Annotated in this window: 12 protein-coding genes; 5 read left to right on the top strand and 7 right to left on the bottom strand. The window is 73.8% G+C overall.

Annotation, left to right across the window (positions count from 1 at the left end; genetic code table 11):
• Window positions 1–22: 22 nt before the first annotated feature.
• Window positions 23–1,171 (bottom strand): S8 family serine peptidase, encoded by a 1,149-nt coding sequence (locus tag AB0C87_RS27550; RefSeq protein ID WP_353832036.1) that lies wholly within the window; start codon window positions 1,169–1,171, stop codon window positions 23–25.
• A gap of 210 nt (window positions 1,172–1,381) precedes the next feature.
• Between AB0C87_RS27550 and AB0C87_RS27545 the strand changes: the two genes are divergently transcribed.
• Window positions 1,382–3,055, top strand: a complete 1,674-nt coding sequence (locus AB0C87_RS27545) for a hypothetical protein (RefSeq protein ID WP_360580202.1) — start codon at window positions 1,382–1,384, stop codon at window positions 3,053–3,055.
• Window positions 3,056–3,076: 21 nt separating this feature from the next.
• Here AB0C87_RS27545 and AB0C87_RS27540 read toward each other — a convergent pair whose 3' ends face one another.
• Both AB0C87_RS27540 and AB0C87_RS27535 read right to left on the bottom strand, forming a co-directional pair.
• Window positions 3,077–3,916 (bottom strand): metal-dependent hydrolase, encoded by an 840-nt coding sequence (locus AB0C87_RS27540; protein ID WP_345171016.1) that lies wholly within the window; start codon window positions 3,914–3,916, stop codon window positions 3,077–3,079.
• A 7-nt stretch (window positions 3,917–3,923) separates the two neighbouring features.
• A complete protein-coding gene (locus tag AB0C87_RS27535; protein WP_360580200.1) occupies window positions 3,924–5,435 on the bottom strand; it encodes an NAD(P)/FAD-dependent oxidoreductase in 1,512 nt (503 codons plus the stop codon).
• Between the two features lie 164 nt (window positions 5,436–5,599).
• On the opposite strand from AB0C87_RS27535, the gene AB0C87_RS27530 reads away from it, so the two are divergent.
• The 3 genes from AB0C87_RS27530 (at window position 5,600) to AB0C87_RS27520 (ending at window position 8,840) form a co-directional block, all read left to right on the top strand.
• A complete protein-coding gene (locus tag AB0C87_RS27530; protein WP_360580198.1) occupies window positions 5,600–6,730 on the top strand; it encodes a serine hydrolase domain-containing protein in 1,131 nt (376 codons plus the stop codon).
• Between the two features lie 153 nt (window positions 6,731–6,883).
• On the top strand, window positions 6,884–8,209 hold the full coding sequence (locus AB0C87_RS27525; protein ID WP_360580196.1) for a helix-turn-helix domain-containing protein: 1,326 nt from the start codon (window positions 6,884–6,886) through the stop codon (window positions 8,207–8,209).
• Window positions 8,210–8,216: 7 nt separating this feature from the next.
• Window positions 8,217–8,840, top strand: a complete 624-nt coding sequence (locus tag AB0C87_RS27520) for a DUF4232 domain-containing protein (RefSeq protein ID WP_353832041.1) — start codon at window positions 8,217–8,219, stop codon at window positions 8,838–8,840.
• A 1-nt stretch (window position 8,841) separates the two neighbouring features.
• Here AB0C87_RS27520 and AB0C87_RS27515 read toward each other — a convergent pair whose 3' ends face one another.
• Window positions 8,842–9,723, bottom strand: coding sequence for a hypothetical protein (locus AB0C87_RS27515; RefSeq protein ID WP_353832042.1), 882 nt, complete (start codon window positions 9,721–9,723; stop codon window positions 8,842–8,844).
• A 22-nt stretch (window positions 9,724–9,745) separates the two neighbouring features.
• On the bottom strand, window positions 9,746–10,843 hold the full coding sequence (locus tag AB0C87_RS27510) for a hypothetical protein (protein ID WP_360580194.1): 1,098 nt from the start codon (window positions 10,841–10,843) through the stop codon (window positions 9,746–9,748).
• A gap of 289 nt (window positions 10,844–11,132) precedes the next feature.
• Between AB0C87_RS27510 and AB0C87_RS27505 the strand changes: the two genes are divergently transcribed.
• Window positions 11,133–11,540 (top strand): ATP-binding protein, encoded by a 408-nt coding sequence (locus AB0C87_RS27505; protein ID WP_353835922.1) that lies wholly within the window; start codon window positions 11,133–11,135, stop codon window positions 11,538–11,540.
• A gap of 111 nt (window positions 11,541–11,651) precedes the next feature.
• Here the strand turns inward: AB0C87_RS27505 and AB0C87_RS27500 are convergent, their stop codons facing one another.
• Window positions 11,652–13,280: an AMP-binding protein gene (locus AB0C87_RS27500; protein ID WP_360580191.1), complete on the bottom strand. Its 1,629-nt coding sequence runs from the start codon at window positions 13,278–13,280 to the stop codon at window positions 11,652–11,654.
• A 95-nt stretch (window positions 13,281–13,375) separates the two neighbouring features.
• The gene (locus AB0C87_RS27495; protein ID WP_360580319.1) at window positions 13,376–14,944 is read right to left on the bottom strand and encodes an MDR family MFS transporter; all 1,569 of its coding nucleotides are present in this window, start codon (window positions 14,942–14,944) and stop codon (window positions 13,376–13,378) included.
• Window positions 14,945–14,957: the final 13 nt, after the last annotated feature.

Below are 14,957 nucleotides of genomic sequence, written 5' to 3'. Positions count from 1 at the left end.
GACGGCCCATCGACGCGGTCTTCTAGAGGGATCGCTTGCTCAGGAGGAGGTTCGGGGTGCCGGACGGGTTGCCGGTGATCTTTCCGCTGACGGCGTTGGAGACGAGCCAGCTGCGGATCGTGCTGTAGGACGCGTCCCCGTTCGCGGACTTGTACAGCGCCGCGACCCCGGTGACGTGCGGGGTCGCCATCGACGTGCCGCTGATGGTGTTGGTCCCGCCGTTCAGCCAGGTGGAGGTGATGCCCGTCCCGGGCGCGTACAGCTCCACGCAGCTGCCGTAGTTGCTGTAGGACGCCTTGGCGTCGGTGCTCGTGCTCGCAGCGACGGTGGTGGCGTTGCTCGCGCTGGCGGGCGAGTAGTTGCAGGCGTTGCCGTTGTCGTTGCCCGCGGCGACGGCCAGGAAGACGCCGGAGCTCGCGAGGTTGTTCGCGGCCGTGTTCACCGAGGACGAGTAACCGCCGCCGAGCGACATGTTCGCCACGGACGGACCGCTGTGGTTCTGGGCGACCCAGTTCATGCCGGCGATGACACCGGAGTTGGTGCCGCTGCCCTGGCAGTTCAGGACGCGGACGCCGCGCAGGTTGACCCTCTTGGCGACACCGTAGCTCGTGCCGCCGACCGTCCCCGCGACGTGGGTGCCGTGGCCGTTGCAGTCGACGCCGTTGCCGCCGGTCGCGTCGTAGACGTTGCTGGCCCTGCCCCCGAAGTCCGGGTGGGACGGGTAGAGGCCGGTGTCGATGATGTAGGCGGTCACTCCGGACCCGGCGGCGTTGTAGGTGTAGCTCTTGGACAGCGGAAGGCTGTCCTGGTCGATGCGGTCGATCCCCCACGACGGCGGGTTCTGCTGCGTGGTGGCGACGCGCACGACCGCGTCCTGCTCGACGGACGCGACGCCGGGCGTACGGCGCAACTTGGCGAGCTGGTCGGAAGTGAGCTTCGCGGAGAATCCGTTCAGCACCTTCCCGAACCGGTGGCCCGCGCTGATGCCGTTCTTGGAGACGGTCCTGCCGACCGAGACACCGGACTTCAGCGTCACGATGTACTGGCCGCTGACGCCCTGACCGGGTGCCGCGAGAGTCAGCGGGGCGTTGGGGGTCACCGCCTGCGCGGGAGTCGCCAGGACGGCCGCGAGGGGAGCCGCGGCCAGGACGGCGAGCAGGGGCTTTCTCATTCGTAACTCCGTTTCGTGCGGGGGCCCGGCCTGCGGAAAGGCCGGATTCACGAAGGGCGAATGAGAGGAGGATCAAACAGAACGTGAACAATCGTCAATTATTCGACGACAACGTGATTTCAATGTCAACGCCATCCCACCCCGATCCCGGCCCCGGCGCCTCTGGCCGTCACCGGCCGGAGCGCCCACAATGCGGGGAGGAGAGGGACGGTGCCACGAATGGAACGCGAGCACTACGGCCGCCTTCTGCGGCTCGCCTACCTGACACTCGACGACGGAGACCACCCGCTCTCGCCCGCCCGCCGGGCCGTCGCCGAGGCGATGCGGGTGCGGCGCGGCGGCTATCCGGCCATGCGTGCAAAGCTCGTCGCGACCCTGCTCAAAGACCCGCCGACCGGACGGCACCGGCTTCGCGGCCTCCTCTTCGAGCCCGCGCGCGGCGAACCGGGCCCCGTCCGGACGGCTCTCCTGGAGTTACCGCCGCACGAGCGGCTCGCCTACCTGCTCCACCGGGACGGGCTCTCCGCCCCCGAGGTCGTCGCCGAGCTGGGCGTCCATCTCCCGATCGTCTTCGGGGACGTCGACGGGACCATCAGCGCCGTGGGCGACCGGACGGACATGGACGAGGCCGCGCAGCGAGCCGAGATCGAGGCGTTCGACCCCGACCTCGTGCGGCTGCGGCCGCCGCTCACCTTCCCGCGCGCGGGGCGCGCCGCCGTGGCGGTCGTGGTCGCCGCGGCGCTCCTGACGGTCGCCGGGGCCTTCCTCACCCGGGCGGACGAAGGCCGCGGCGCGCCCGCCCTGATCGGTCTCCATGCGTGGTCGGCGAACAGCACGCCGAGCATCGACGACTGGCCCTCGCAAGGCCCCCTCCTCCGCGACGCGAAGCTGCTGCGGCGGGCGGCGGACGCCTGGCGCGGCGACCGCCGCGACCCGCCGCTCGGCCGCGTCGTCGTCCTGTACGCCGGGACGGTGGACGGCGCGTCGCTGGTGGTGCTGCGCGACTCCCCCGGACCGCGGGACACGACCAGCGTGGCGCAGTACTTCGAGCGGCGGCTGTCGCGGGGCGTGGAGTCGGTCCGCAAGCTCGGGACCGACGCGGGGCAGCTCATCATGGTCGGCATGACGTGGCGCTACCTCGTCCCGCCGTGGCTGCTGGACGTGCGGGCCGCGGTGCCGTCCGGGCGGTCCCCGGAATGGCGGCCGGTGGACGTCCGGGACGGGCTGAGCGCTCCACTGCCGTGGAACTGGTTCACGCCGAGGTGCCAGAACTACGTGGTGTTCCAGATGAGGTCCGGGGTGGGGACGGTCACCCAGCTCGCCTCGAACGATCCGCGGTCGGCGGCGCCGCGCGTGTGGTTCCGGGAACCGGCGGAGCAGGAGCGGCCGTCCGGGTGGGCGGCGCTGAACGCCGTCGCCTGCGCGGGGGCGACGTCCCTGAGCGAGTCGGGCGACCTGCGGCTGGGGCGGCTCTGGAGCGGGCGCCTGCCCGACGGCGGCGGCCGCGCGACCCTGCTCACGGTGGACGCGTCCTCCCCGCCGGGCGGCGCGGGCCGCTCGATGCTGATCTCCGAGGACGGGCAGGCGCTGTCGGAGCGGGGAGGGACGAACGGCGACTTCGCCTCGCCCGGCGAGACGACGACCGCCGCGGTGTGGTGGCGGTCGCCCCGGCGCTGGCGGCTCGTGGCCGCGGCGGGGCCGGGCGTCGCGCGGCTGAGGTCGGTCGGCGAGCTGGGCTCCCACGAGGACGCGCCGGACCGGCAGGGCGACGCCCCTCTGCTCATGGTGCCGGGCCCGCGCACCGGTGACGCGGCCGACCTGCCGGTCGTCCAGGTCGTGGCGTACGAGCGGGACGGGGACCGCACGGTCGTCACCCCCCGCTGACGGGGCCCGGGGCGCGGCCGGTCACTTCAGGTTGGCGGTGAGGGTCCCCTCGGCGCCGAACAGCTCCTCGCGCCAGCGTTCCAGCAGGTCGGTGCTGTCGAAGTCGTCCGGGTGGAAGCCGGGCTCGTTGTAGGCGCGCAGGCGCCGGATCACCTCGCGTTTGAGGAACGGCGAGTGCCGGAGCGCGGCGAGGCTGCGGCGCAGCCGTCCGGGACGGTAGGCGGCGGGGTCGCCCAGCACCGAGACGGCCGTGCCGGTGACCATGAGGAACAGGAACCCGGCGCTGATGACCCGCATGGTCCGGACGCGGGTGCGCTCGGTGCCGCCGACGTGCCGGAAGACGTCGAACGCGACGGCCTTGTGCTCGGACTCCTCCAGCGCGTGCCACAGCAGGATCGACCGGACGCTGGTGTCGCCGAGCAGGTCCCGCGCGCGGGGATCGGTGAGCAGGCACTCGGCCACGGTCGCGGTGTAGTGCTCCAGCCCGGCGGTGAAGCCGAGGCGGACGATCGGCGGCAGGAAGCGGTCGGCGAGGCGCAGGTCGCGCTCGACGACGGCGGAGATCCGATGGGTCGGGTAGCCCATCGCGCGGAGCGTCCGGTTGAGGTGGTCGTGCTCGCGCCCGTGGACGACCTCCTGCCCGATGAAGCCGCGCACCCGGGCGGCGAGGTCCGGGTCGGTGACGCGGTCGCGGTAGTGCCGCACCGAGCGGACGAAGAAGTCCTCGCCAGGCGGGAACGTCGCGGACAGCAGGGCCACGAGGTGGCTCATGACCAGGTCGCCGTCCACGTAGTGGCGGCGCAGGGATCCCCTCGGGTGGTCGAAGGCGACCCGGCGGGTCTGGATGGCGTGCTGGGTCATGCGGACCTCATCTCGGACGCGGGGGCGTGTGGGGGGCCGAGTAGACGTAGTCGTCCAGCGGGAACGTGCGGGCGGCGTGCGCGGCCTGCGCCGCACTCGTCGGCCGCAGATAGGGCGTGTCACCGTGATGGTCGAAGTAGTAGCTGTTGGCGGTGGCGCAGCCGTTGGTCGCCCAGAGGGAGCCGGCGAGCCGCTCGCGCATGCGGTTCGTCCAGCGCTCGGTCGGCTCGGGACGCACCTCCACCGAGGTCGCGCCCCGGCGGCGGGCCTCCTTGATCACGCGGACGACGTGGGCCGAGGTCGTCTCGACGAGCTGGTGCCAGGTGCCGCCGACCCAGCCGTACGGGCCGAACATCATGAAGTGGTTGGGCAGCCCGGGGATGCTGATGCCCTCGTACGAGGCGAGCCGGTTCTCGGTGTAGAACGTCGCGAGGTCGAAGCCGTCGCGGCCGCGCACTGGGGTCCGGCGGTAGACCTCCGGGTCGCTGGCCAGGCGGAACCCCGTCGCGAGGACGATGGCGTCCACGTCGCGTTCGCGGCCGTCCGCGGTGCGCACGCCCGTGGGGGTGACCCGGTCGATGGGGTCGGTGACCAGGGCGACGTTCGGCCGGTTGAAGGTCCTGAGGTAGGTGTTGGAGACGGACGGGCGCTTGCAGCCGAGACCGTAGCCGGGCGTCAGCCTCCGCCGGGTGCCGGGATCCCTGACCTGCGTCCGGTACCAGAGGGATCGGGCCAGCCGCGCGCCGCCGTGGGCGAGGTAGGGCGCCCTGCCGTGCCCGACGACCAGGTCGACCAGGACCATCTCGACACCGCGCGTGGCCGTTCGGCGCACCGCGTCCTGGACGCGCGGGGCGCGCCGGAACAGCCACCGCACCGGGCGCGGGACGGGCGCGTCCAGCTTCGGCCCCACCCAGATCGGGGTGCGCTGGTAGACGTCGAGGCGCGCGGTCAGCGGCGCGATCTCGGGGATGATCTGGACGGCGCTGGCGCCCGTCCCGACGACCGCGACCCGCTTGCCGGTCAGGTCGCAGCCGTGGTCCCAGCCGGACGAGCGCAGCACCGCGCCCCGGAAGTCGTCGAGGCCCGCGAGGCCGGCGGGTCTGGGATCGACGAACGCGCCGATCGCGCTGACCACGAAGCGGGCCGTCACCTCCCCTGCGGGCGTCCGCAGGCGCCAGAGCCCGGCGTCCTCGTCCCAGGCGCGCTCGGTGACCTCGGTGCGCAGGCGGACGTGGCGGCGCACGCCGTACCGGTCGGCGAGCCGGTCGATGTACTCCTTGACCTCGGAGCCCGGCGCGAACACCCGGCTCCAGCGCGGGTTGAGGGCGTAGCTGAACTGGTACGCCTGCGCGGGCACGTCCACGCCGATCCCGGGGTAGACGTTGTCGCGCCACGTCCCGCCGATGTCCCCGGCGCGCTCCAGGACCACGAAGTCGTCGATCCCGGCGCGCAGGAGCGCGATCCCCATGCCGATCCCGCTCAGTCCGGCCCCGATGATCGCGACCTCGGCGTCCGGCATGGGCACCTCCTGCTATTGGAGTACCTGTCGAATATACATCCGGAGGTCCACCGCGCCAGGTGTCGTCAGGTACACCCTCCGTCCGGGTTCTCGGCCCAGTGCCGCCGGGTCCGGCGACCGGCAGTGTTGATCACGTTCGGCAGACGACCCTCCAGGAGGAACCCATGTCGCGGATCTCCCTCACCGCCTCGCTCGCCTCGGCCACCGCCCTGATCGCCGGGGCGGCCCTCGTCGCCGCCCCGGCGGCGAGCGCGGCCCCGTCCGAGGGCCCGCACGGGCTGGACCGGAAGGTGCGGGCGGCCACCGGCCGGCTCGTCGCCGACGGCGCGCCCGGCGTGATCGTGATGACGCGCCGCGGCGGGCGCGTCTCGCACGTCACCGCGGGCGTGTCCGACAAGGCCACCGGCGCCCCGATGGACCACCGGCTGCTGTTCCGGATCGCGAGCGTGACCAAGTCGTTCACCTCGACGGTCGTGCTCCAGCTCGCCGCCGAGCGCCGTCTCTCGCTGGACGACACCGTGGAGACGTGGCTCCCGGGCGTCGTCGCGGGCAACGGCAACGACGGATCGAAGATCACCATCCGGCAGCTGCTCGCGCAGACCAGCGGCCTCAACGACTACACGCCCGATCCGCGGGTGATGACCGACCCCGCGCGGGCCTGGACGCCGTCGGAGCTCATCGCGATCGCGATGGAGAAGCCGCCGCAGTACGCGCCCGGGACGAGCTGGAACTACTCCAACACCAACTACATCCTGGCCGGAATGGTCATCGAGAAGGCGACCGGGCGGTCGGTGGGCGCCGAGTTCCGGCAGCGCATCTTCGAGCCGCTGCGGCTGCGGAACACGTCCTACCCGACGACCGACTCCTCGTTCCCCGGCCGCTACGTGCACGGGTACTACTACGACTACGGGGACGTGAGCACGCTCATCAGTCCGTCCAGCGCGAGGACGTCCGGGGGCATCGTCAGCACGGTCGACGACGTGGCCCGCTTCCACCGCGCCCTGTTCACCGGCAGGCTGCTGCCGCCGAAGCAGATGCGCGAGATGCGGACCGTCCGGCCGGTCAACGACGACGGGGTCGTGGAGGACTACGGCCTCGGCGTCGCCCGCATCAAGTTCTCCTGCGGGTACGCGTGGGGCCACGACGGCGGCTTCCCCGGATACCGGACCTGGACCTACACCAGCGCCGACGGACGCAGCCAGGCCGTCATCACCTACAACGAGTCCAAGCTGGAGTACGACAAGACCTTCCGGGCCGACCTCGCCAAGGCCGCCGACACCGCCTTCTGCGCCTGATCCCGGTGCTGGTGCGCGGGCTCGCTTATAAGCGGATGAGCAGTGGTCGCGGGCTTTTGTTCCTCCGCCCTACAGAAGAAGGGTGCGCGCGGTGCGTACGGTCGGGGCGTCCCGCCGCGCAGCCGGGCACGCGGGCCAGACGGAGGTGTGCCGATGAACCGAGCCCTCGCATCGGGCGTTCCCGCCGAGCGCGCCGCGCCTCTCCCGCCGCGGCTCGCCGAGCTGATCCGGCCGGAGCTGCCGAGCCTCGCCGAGGAGATCGTCGCCGAGATCCGCCGCGCCATCCCCGAGTACGCCCGGCCGCTCGACGGCCCCTACGGCCACGTGCTGCGGCTCGGGGTCGAGCGCAGCCTGGCCGCGTTCACCGAGCGGATCGCGTCGCCCGCCGGGGCGGCGGCCGGCGACGACCCGGCCGGGACGGCGCGGATGCTCGGCCAGTACGAGGCGCACGAGGGGCGCAGCATGGACAGCCTCCAGGCCGCGTACCGGATCGGCGGGCAGGTCGCCTGGCGCCGCGTCATGAAGGTCGCGCCGCGCCACGACATCTCGTCGGCCGTGCTGTCGCGGCTGGCCGACGCGCTGCTGGCCTACATGGACGAGCTGGCCGCGCAGTCGCTCGACGGCCACCGGAACGCCAGGGCGCGTCCCATCCGCGCGCTGGACGAGCGGGGCCGGCGGCTGCTGCGCCTCCTCCTCGCCGTCCCCGGCCCGGACGGCGCCGAGCCCGCCACGGCCGCCGACCTCAAGGAGGCGGCCGACGGGGCGGGGTGGCCGCTTCCGGACCAGGTCACGCTGGTCGCCGTCGAGCCGGACGCCCCCTGCGTCTGGACGGCGCTGGACGAGGACGTCCTCGCCGAGCTGGAGTGCCCGGAGCCGCACCTGCTCCTGCCCGGCCCGTTCACCCCAGAGCGCCGCGCGATGCTGGACGAGGCGCTCCCGGGCCGCCGCATCGCGGTCGGCGTCGCGATGCCGGCCCGCCAGGCCGCGGACTCCCTGCGCTGGGCGCGGCAGGCGCTCGGCCTCGCACTCGACGGCGTCCTCGACGGGCCGGTGACGCTGTGCGAGGAGAACCTCGTCGCGCTGTGGCTGCTGTCGGATCCCGCGCTGGTCGAGCAGCTCACCCGGCGCCGCCTCGGCATCCTGGACGGCATGACCCCGGGCCGGCGGGACCGGCTGACCGAGACGCTGCGGACCTGGCTCGTCACCCGCGGCACCGCCGCCGAGATCGCCGAGCGGCTGCACATCCACCCCCAGACCGTCCGGTACCGGATGCGCAAGATCGAGCAGTCCCTCGGGGACGCGCTGGCCGACCCGGAGGCCCGGTTCGGCATCGAGGTCGCGCTCCGCGCCGCCCACCTGCGGTCGCGCCGCGCCGCCCCCGTCCCCGCCCCCGTCCCCGCCCCCGTCCCCGCCCCGCACCGGCCGGCGGCGGGGCGCCGCACGCCCGCCCGCCCGCGCGGTCTCCGGCATTTGCGATGATCTGGGGGTGACCGTTACGAAGCGGACCCGTCTCCGCCTGATCGGCGCGGCGGGCCCCGCCGTCGGCACGCTCGTCCTCAGCACGCTCGCCCTCGGCGCGTGCGGCACCGCCGCCGTGCCCGGCGCCGGGCGCGACGCGGGACCCGCCGCGACGCCGGCGCCTCCCACCCCTCTCGTGGTGGCGACGCGCTCGTCGCCGCCCCCGCCTCCCTGCACGCCGGAGGGCATCGCCGTCTCGATGAACGAGCCGGACGCCGCCATGGGCCTGCGCGCGGCGCGGGTCGAGCTGCGTAACTGCGGGCAGCGCCCGTACCGGCTGAACGGCTACCCGGCGCTGCGCGTCCTCGACGACAGGCGGCAGCCGTTCAACGTCACGGCCGTGCGCGGCACGAGGCAGGTCGAGGACGCCGGGCCGAAGCCGCTGACGATCCGTCCGGGCCGCACGGCCGAGTTCGTGATCGTCTGGCGGAACACGGTCACCGAGGCGGACACGGTGGCGGTGGCCGGCACGTACCTCGAGGTCCGCCCGGCGCCCGGGCGGCCCGTCGTGATCGTCCCGGCCGACGGGCCGATCGACCTCGGCAACACGGGCCGCCTGGAGGGGACCGCCTGGCGGCTCCCGACCCGGTGACTCAGCGGGGCGGCGCCTGGATCCTGCCGATGCCGAGGGTGTTCTGCGCGGGCATCAGCCCGGTCTCCAGCACCTTCACCAGGATCGGCATCGTGAGCTGCGCCAGCCGGTCGGCCTTGGCGGCGCCGAGCGTCCGCCACGGCCCGTAGGCGAGGTCGTCGGTCGTCCGCTCGACGTCGTCGCGCAGCTCGCGCCCCCGGCCGGTCGCGGCGCCGTCCGCGTCGACGAGCCCGCGGGACGCGAGGCGGTCGCGGGCGGCGGCCCACTCCTCGCCGGTCCAGCCGCGGCTCGCGAACGTCTCCGGGGACGCGGCCCCGACGGCGGCGAACGACACCAGCGCCTCGACCGGGTCGAGCCCGCGGGTGAGGAGCGCGGCGACGTGGCCGTCCCCGCGCTGCTCGCGAAGGATTCCGATGGCGTGCCACAGGACGAGGTGCGGCTCGTCCGGCCAGGGCAGGCCGGCGTTGGCGGCGGCGATCGGGCGGCCGGCGGTGCTCGCGGCCTCGGCGGCGGCGCGGGCCAGTTCGGCGGCCTCGGCCAGGTCCGGGCTCCCGGCACCGTCGCCGAGAAGCGTCCGGTACATGCGGTCGACGGCGCGCAGGCGGGCCTCCAGGACGCGGTCGGGCGGCGCGACCGTCCAGGCGGCGGGGACGTGCTCGGCCACCATGCGCGGGCTGAAGCTGTAGAAGGCGGCCGACACGGCCTCGCTCCCCGCGGCGCCGAGCGGCGCGGCGCGCCACGCGAAGTAGCTCGGCCAGCGCGTCTCCACGTCGTAGCCGAGCCCCCGCGCCTCGGCGAAGACCTCCGGGGAGTACCAGAACAGGGCGTGGAGGGGTTCGAGCTGGTGCCACATCTGCCGTGCGAGGCCGGGGTCCTCCGCCATCACGCGGTCCTCTCTCTCGGGATCACCTCCACTCTATCTTGACATTGCCTAGATGTCGCTCCCGGCCCTGCCCGGCCGCCCACCTACCGGGAGGCGCGCTGACCTGGGACGGCGGCACGGACGGCGCACCGCCCGGACGGGACGGCGGCGCCGCGCGCCGCGTGCGCGGCGCGAGCGGCAGGACGGCGGGCCGTTCGCGCGGCTCGGGGGACGTCCGGGCGGGGGGCGCGAGCGGGGCCCGGCGCTCGTGACGGGGGAAGGCCAGCAGCGCCAGCACGGCCAGCCCGACGCCCGCGGCCCGGAGCCAGAACGGCCCGGCCTCGCGCGGCCACGGCTCCGCGTACAGCAGCGTGGCCGAGAGCAGCAGGTGCGTCTTCGCGGTGACCGTGACGACGGTGACGATGACGGTGAGGCGGCAGCGCTGGAGGCCGATCGACAGCAGCCCGACGCCGAACGCGCCCGCGAGCAGGAACAGGTACGGATGCGGCGAGGAGGGCACGTCCGCGCCCCGGCCCGCGGCGAACATCATCGCCATGCCCTGCCCGAAGACCTCGGTCGCGCCGAGCAGGACGCCCGCGCCGATCCCCGACGCGATGCCCGTCAGCGGGCGCGCGTGCCGGCCGCCGACCGGGCGGTCGCGCACGCAGAACATCCACAGCGGGACGGCCAGCGAGGGCACGCACACGAGCGCGGCCTTCCACAGCGGCAGCGCGGCCGCCGCGGCGCCGACGCGGTGCGGCGCCGCGGCGGCGTGGTCCAGCACCGACAGCGCCGCGGTGACCATCGCGGCGACCGTGATGAGGACGGCGAGCCATTCGCGCGAGGTCGGCCGCTCGCCGAAGCCGCTCATTCCGACGGCCAGCAGGAGGACGAGACCGAGCCCGTAGGCGGGGAGCGTCGCCGCGACGGGCAGGGCGGCCAGCGCCGTGGCGGAGAGTCCGAAGCCCGCCGTCAGCACCGCAAGACCGGCGAGCCAGCGCGGGCTTCGCACGAGAAGACCGGCGGCGTGCAGCGGATGGCGGCCCGAGAGCGGGCTCATCCGCCCCGCGGCCGTCTTGAAAAGGACATAGGCGACGATGTAGACGGCCTGCGCAACGCAGGCGAGGACGACCGCGTGCATGGCGTTCCTCCCAGGGGTGGAGCCCCAGCGTGACATGGGGAAGGTGTGCGGTGATTCTGGCTGGAAGACGGAGAAGTTCCCGGTTTTGTGCGCCCGGGTGAGTAGTGCCCCACGCGACGGAGATGTTTTTCATGATGTGCGCTTGGAGCGGCGAGTCCTGCCGTAAGCTCCGCCACCTAAGGCCGACCTGCCCCGGAAAGGCCAAGATCAAAGCGTCCATAGCGTCGCCCGGTCACTCAGCGCAGATGAATGATTGCGGAACGCTTCCCGAACCGAGTGTGGTGATGCAGTGACCGAGGGGATGGAACGGCTCGGCGAACCGATCGGCTTCACCGGGGAGGGCGACGGCGGCCGCCGCGCCCGCCGGGCCGTCCGCGAGCGCGCCGCGAAGGTCCTCGCCGACGGGACGCTCCTCGACGACGTCGAGCTGATGACCGCCGAGGGCGTCGCCAACGCCATCCTGCACGGCTCCGGCCTCATCAGCGTCACGATCGCCACCGACGGCCGCCGGCTCCGCGTCGAGGTGTCCGACGACGGCCCCGCCCAGGCCGACCCCGACGGCCCGCCCCGCCTCGACCACGGCCGCGGCCTCACCGTCATCGACGCCCTGGCCGACGAATGGGGCCTGGACCAGACCCCGCACCGCACCCGCCTCTGGTTCGTGATCGACAGCCGCCACCCGGCCGTCTCCGTCTGACGCGGGCCCTGCCGACGCGCACCCCTCCGCCGCACGCCCCCACCCGGCCACGCCCCGGCCTGGCGTACCGCTCAGCACGAACCCTCACACAGCTCGGGTGACCGGTCGGGGTCAGGTGGGGAGGGCTCGCCGGAGGACCTTGCCGGTGGGGTTGCGGGGAAGGGCGTCCAGGAAGTGGACGTCGCGCGGGACCGCGTAGCGGGCCAGGTGGTCGCGGACGTGGGCGCGGACGGCGTCGGCGTCCAGGGTCTCGCCCTCGCGCAGGACGACGAACGCGGCGGCGCGCTGGCCGAACTCCTCGTCCGGGACGCCGACCACGGCGACCTCCCGCACCTGCGGGAGCTTCTCCAGCACCTCCTCGATCGCGCCGGGGAAGACGTTCTCCCCGCCCGAGACGATCATGTCGTCGTCGCGGCCGTGCACGAAGAGCCGGCCGTGCTCGTCGAGGTGGCCGACGTCGCCGAGGCTCATCAGGCCGTCGCGCATCTCCCGGGTGCCGCCGCCGGTGTAGCCGGCGAACAGCAGCTCGTTCGCGGCGAAGATGCGGCCCGTGGCGCCGGGCGGGACGGGGGCGCCCTCGTCGTCCAGGACCGCGACCCGCGTGCCCGGCGGCGGCGTGCCCGCGGTGTCGGGACGGGCGCGCAGGTCGGCGGGGGTGGCGATCGTCACCCAGGACGCCTCCGTCGACCCGTACAGGTTGTAGAGGACGTCGCCGAACTCGTCCATGAAGGCGGTGGCGAGCGTCGCGGGCAGCGCCGAGCCGCTGACGGCCGCGATCCGCAGCGAGGACGTGTCGTGAGCGCGGCGCACGGCCTCCGGCACGTCCAGGACGCGTTGCAGCATGACCGGGACGGCGACCAGCGCGGTCGCGCGGGTCCGGTCGATCGTGCGGAGGGTCCGCTCGGGGTCGAACCTGGCCCGCAGGACGATCGTGGCGCGCAGCGAGACCGCGATCTGGAGCATCGCGTAGCCCCAGGTGTGGAACAGCGGCGCCTCGATGAACATCCGCTCGTGCACCCGGTAGGGGATGCGGGACAGGATCGACGCCAGCGGCGACAGCCCCGGGCGCGAGTGCCGGTCGGCGCCCTTGGGGCGGCCGGTCGTGCCAGAGCTCAGCACGATCGTCCGGCCGGCCCTGGCCGGGGGGCCGATCGGCGCGGCGGGCGTCGTGACGATGAGGTTCTCCAGCTCCGAGCCCGTCCCGCCCGCGGTGACCACCCGCACGGTCCTGGGCACGGCCGCGATGAAGCCGGTGAACTCCGCGTCGGCGATCACCACCTCGACCTCCTGCTGCCGCAGGACGGTCACGAGCTGCTCGGTGCTCATCCCGGTGTTCAGCAGGACGAGGTCAGAGCCGCGCTTGCTGCACGCGACGAGCGTCTCGACCATGCCGCGGTGGTTGCGGCACAGGACGGCCACGCGGGGCGGGGAGCCGGAGCCGGGGGCGGACGCGGACAGGGCGGCGGCGAGCCGGTCGGTGCGGGCGTCGACCTCGCCGTACGTCAGCTCGCCGGCGTCGTCGACGATCGCGACGGCGCCGGGGTCGCGGGCGGCGGCGGAGGCGAGCGTCCCGCCGAGCAGGGTGCCCCAGCGGCGCAGCGCGCCGAGCTGGCGGGCGACGCGCAGCGGCGGTCCGGGACGCCACAGGCCGCTGCGGGCGAACATCCCGCCCGCCCGGCCGACCGACGCCGCGCGGCCGGCCAGCGCCGCGCGGCGCCCGTCCTCCGATCGTCCGCTCATCTGACGCCTCCGGGTACGGGGTTGGGGGTACCGACCGTACGGACGGAGGCTCTCGTCCTCTTCTGACTCGGCCCAGCTCTTCGGCCGGGCTTTTGTCAGGAGCCTGACAACGCGCGGCCCTCCGCGGCGGGGACGGGGACGTCCCCCTTCGCAGGTTCCGGCGAGTCCCCGAGGTCGAGGCTGTCGCGCAGCGTCACCGGCTTGAGGAACGCCGCCGCGACGATGCCGACGATCGCGATCGCCGCGGAGATCAGGAAGATGTGGCCGGTGGCGTCGCCGTAGGCGGACCGGACGACCTGCTGGACGGACGGGTGCAGCGCGCTGATGTCGAGGGTGCCCGCGTCGCCGCCGCCCGAGCCCGGGTTCACGCCGAGCCTGCGCAGCCCGTCGGCGATCCGGTCCGCGACCTGGTTCGCCAGGACGGCGCCGAGCACCGAGACGCCGACCGTCCCGCCGAGGGAGCGGAAGAACGTGACGGTCCCGCTCGCGGCGCCGATCTCGTGGAGGCGCACCGAGTTCTGCACGACGAGGACGAGGTTCTGCATCGTCATGCCGACCCCCGCGCCGACCAGGAACATCGCGGCGCCGATGAAGACGAGCGAGGTCTGGTGGTCGATGGTGGCGAGCAGGCCGAACCCGGCGGTCAGCACGACCGTCCCGAAGACGATGTAGGGCTTGACCTTGCCGGTCCTGGTGGCGAAGCGCCCGGCCACGGTGGACGCGCCGAACACGCCGAGCATCATCGGGAACGTGAGCAGGCCCGCCTTGGTCGGGCTGTAGCCGCGCCCGATCTGGAAGTACTGGCCGAGGAAGACGGCGCCGCCGAACATCGCCATGCCGACGGCCAGGCTGGCCGTGATCGCGAGCGCGGTGTTGCGGCGCGCGACGATGTCCAGCGGGACGATCGGCTCCGCGGCGCGAGCCTCGACCCACACGGCCGCGGCGAGCAGAACCACGCCGGAGCCGGCCATCGCGGCCGTCTGCCACGACAGCCAGGCGAAGTTCTCGCCGACGAAGGTGATCCAGATCAGCAGCACGCTGACCCCGGCGGCGATGAGCGTCGCGCCCAGGTAGTCGATCTTGACGTCGGGCCGGCGGACGTGCGGGAGCCGCAGGGTCTTCTGGAGCAGCCCGAAGGCCACGACCGCGAACGGCACGCCGATGAAGAAGCACCAGCGCCAGCCGAGCGCGGAGTCGACGATGAGGCCGCCGAGCAGCGGCCCGCCGACCGTGGCGACGGCCATCACGCCGCCGAGGTAGCCGTAGTAGCGGCCCCGGTCCCGCGGGCTGATCATCGCCGCCATGATGATCTGGACGAGGATCTGCAGCGCGCCGACGCCGAGGCCCTGCACCGCGCGGAAAGCGATGAGCTGCGCGGTGCTCTGCGCGAACCCGGACGCCACGGACGCCAGGACGAAGATGCCGACGCCCGCCTGGAGCAGCGTCTTCTTGTCGTAGAGGTCGGCCAGCTTGCCCCAGATCGGGGTGCTGGCGGTCGACACGAGCAGGGTCGCGGTTACGACCCAGGTGTACTGCGACTGGCTGCCCTTGAGGGCGCCGATGATCTGCGGCAGCGCGGTGGACACGACGGTGCTGCTCAGCATCGCCACGAACAGCACCAGCAGCAGGCCGCTGAGCGCTTCGAGGATCTGGCGGTGCGACATCGGCGCCGATCTC

It is taken from the genome of Actinomadura sp. NPDC048021, from assembly GCF_040653135.1.
GTDB classification, from domain to species: Bacteria; Actinomycetota; Actinomycetes; order Streptosporangiales; family Streptosporangiaceae; genus Spirillospora; species Spirillospora verrucosospora.
Note: the sequence above shows the minus strand (reverse complement) of the source record. Positions and strands in the feature narration are given on the sequence as shown.

What these genes read in the sequence shown, in the direction of transcription:
- AB0C87_RS27550 (WP_353832036.1), bottom strand. Translation starts at nt 1,171, where the DNA reads ATGAGAAAGCCCCTGCTCGCCGTCCTGGCCGCGGCTCCCCTCGCGGCC.
- AB0C87_RS27510 (WP_360580194.1), bottom strand. Translation starts at nt 10,843, where the DNA reads ATGCACGCGGTCGTCCTCGCCTGCGTTGCGCAGGCCGTCTACATCGTC.
- AB0C87_RS27540 (WP_345171016.1), bottom strand. Translation starts at nt 3,916, where the DNA reads ATGACCCAGCACGCCATCCAGACCCGCCGGGTCGCCTTCGACCACCCG.
- AB0C87_RS27530 (WP_360580198.1), top strand. Translation starts at nt 5,600, where the DNA reads ATGTCGCGGATCTCCCTCACCGCCTCGCTCGCCTCGGCCACCGCCCTG.
- AB0C87_RS27495 (WP_360580319.1), bottom strand. Translation starts at nt 14,944, where the DNA reads ATGTCGCACCGCCAGATCCTCGAAGCGCTCAGCGGCCTGCTGCTGGTG.
- AB0C87_RS27515 (WP_353832042.1), bottom strand. Translation starts at nt 9,723, where the DNA reads ATGGCGGAGGACCCCGGCCTCGCACGGCAGATGTGGCACCAGCTCGAA.
- AB0C87_RS27535 (WP_360580200.1), bottom strand. Translation starts at nt 5,435, where the DNA reads ATGCCGGACGCCGAGGTCGCGATCATCGGGGCCGGACTGAGCGGGATC.
- AB0C87_RS27525 (WP_360580196.1), top strand. Translation starts at nt 6,884, where the DNA reads ATGAACCGAGCCCTCGCATCGGGCGTTCCCGCCGAGCGCGCCGCGCCT.
- AB0C87_RS27500 (WP_360580191.1), bottom strand. Translation starts at nt 13,280, where the DNA reads ATGAGCGGACGATCGGAGGACGGGCGCCGCGCGGCGCTGGCCGGCCGC.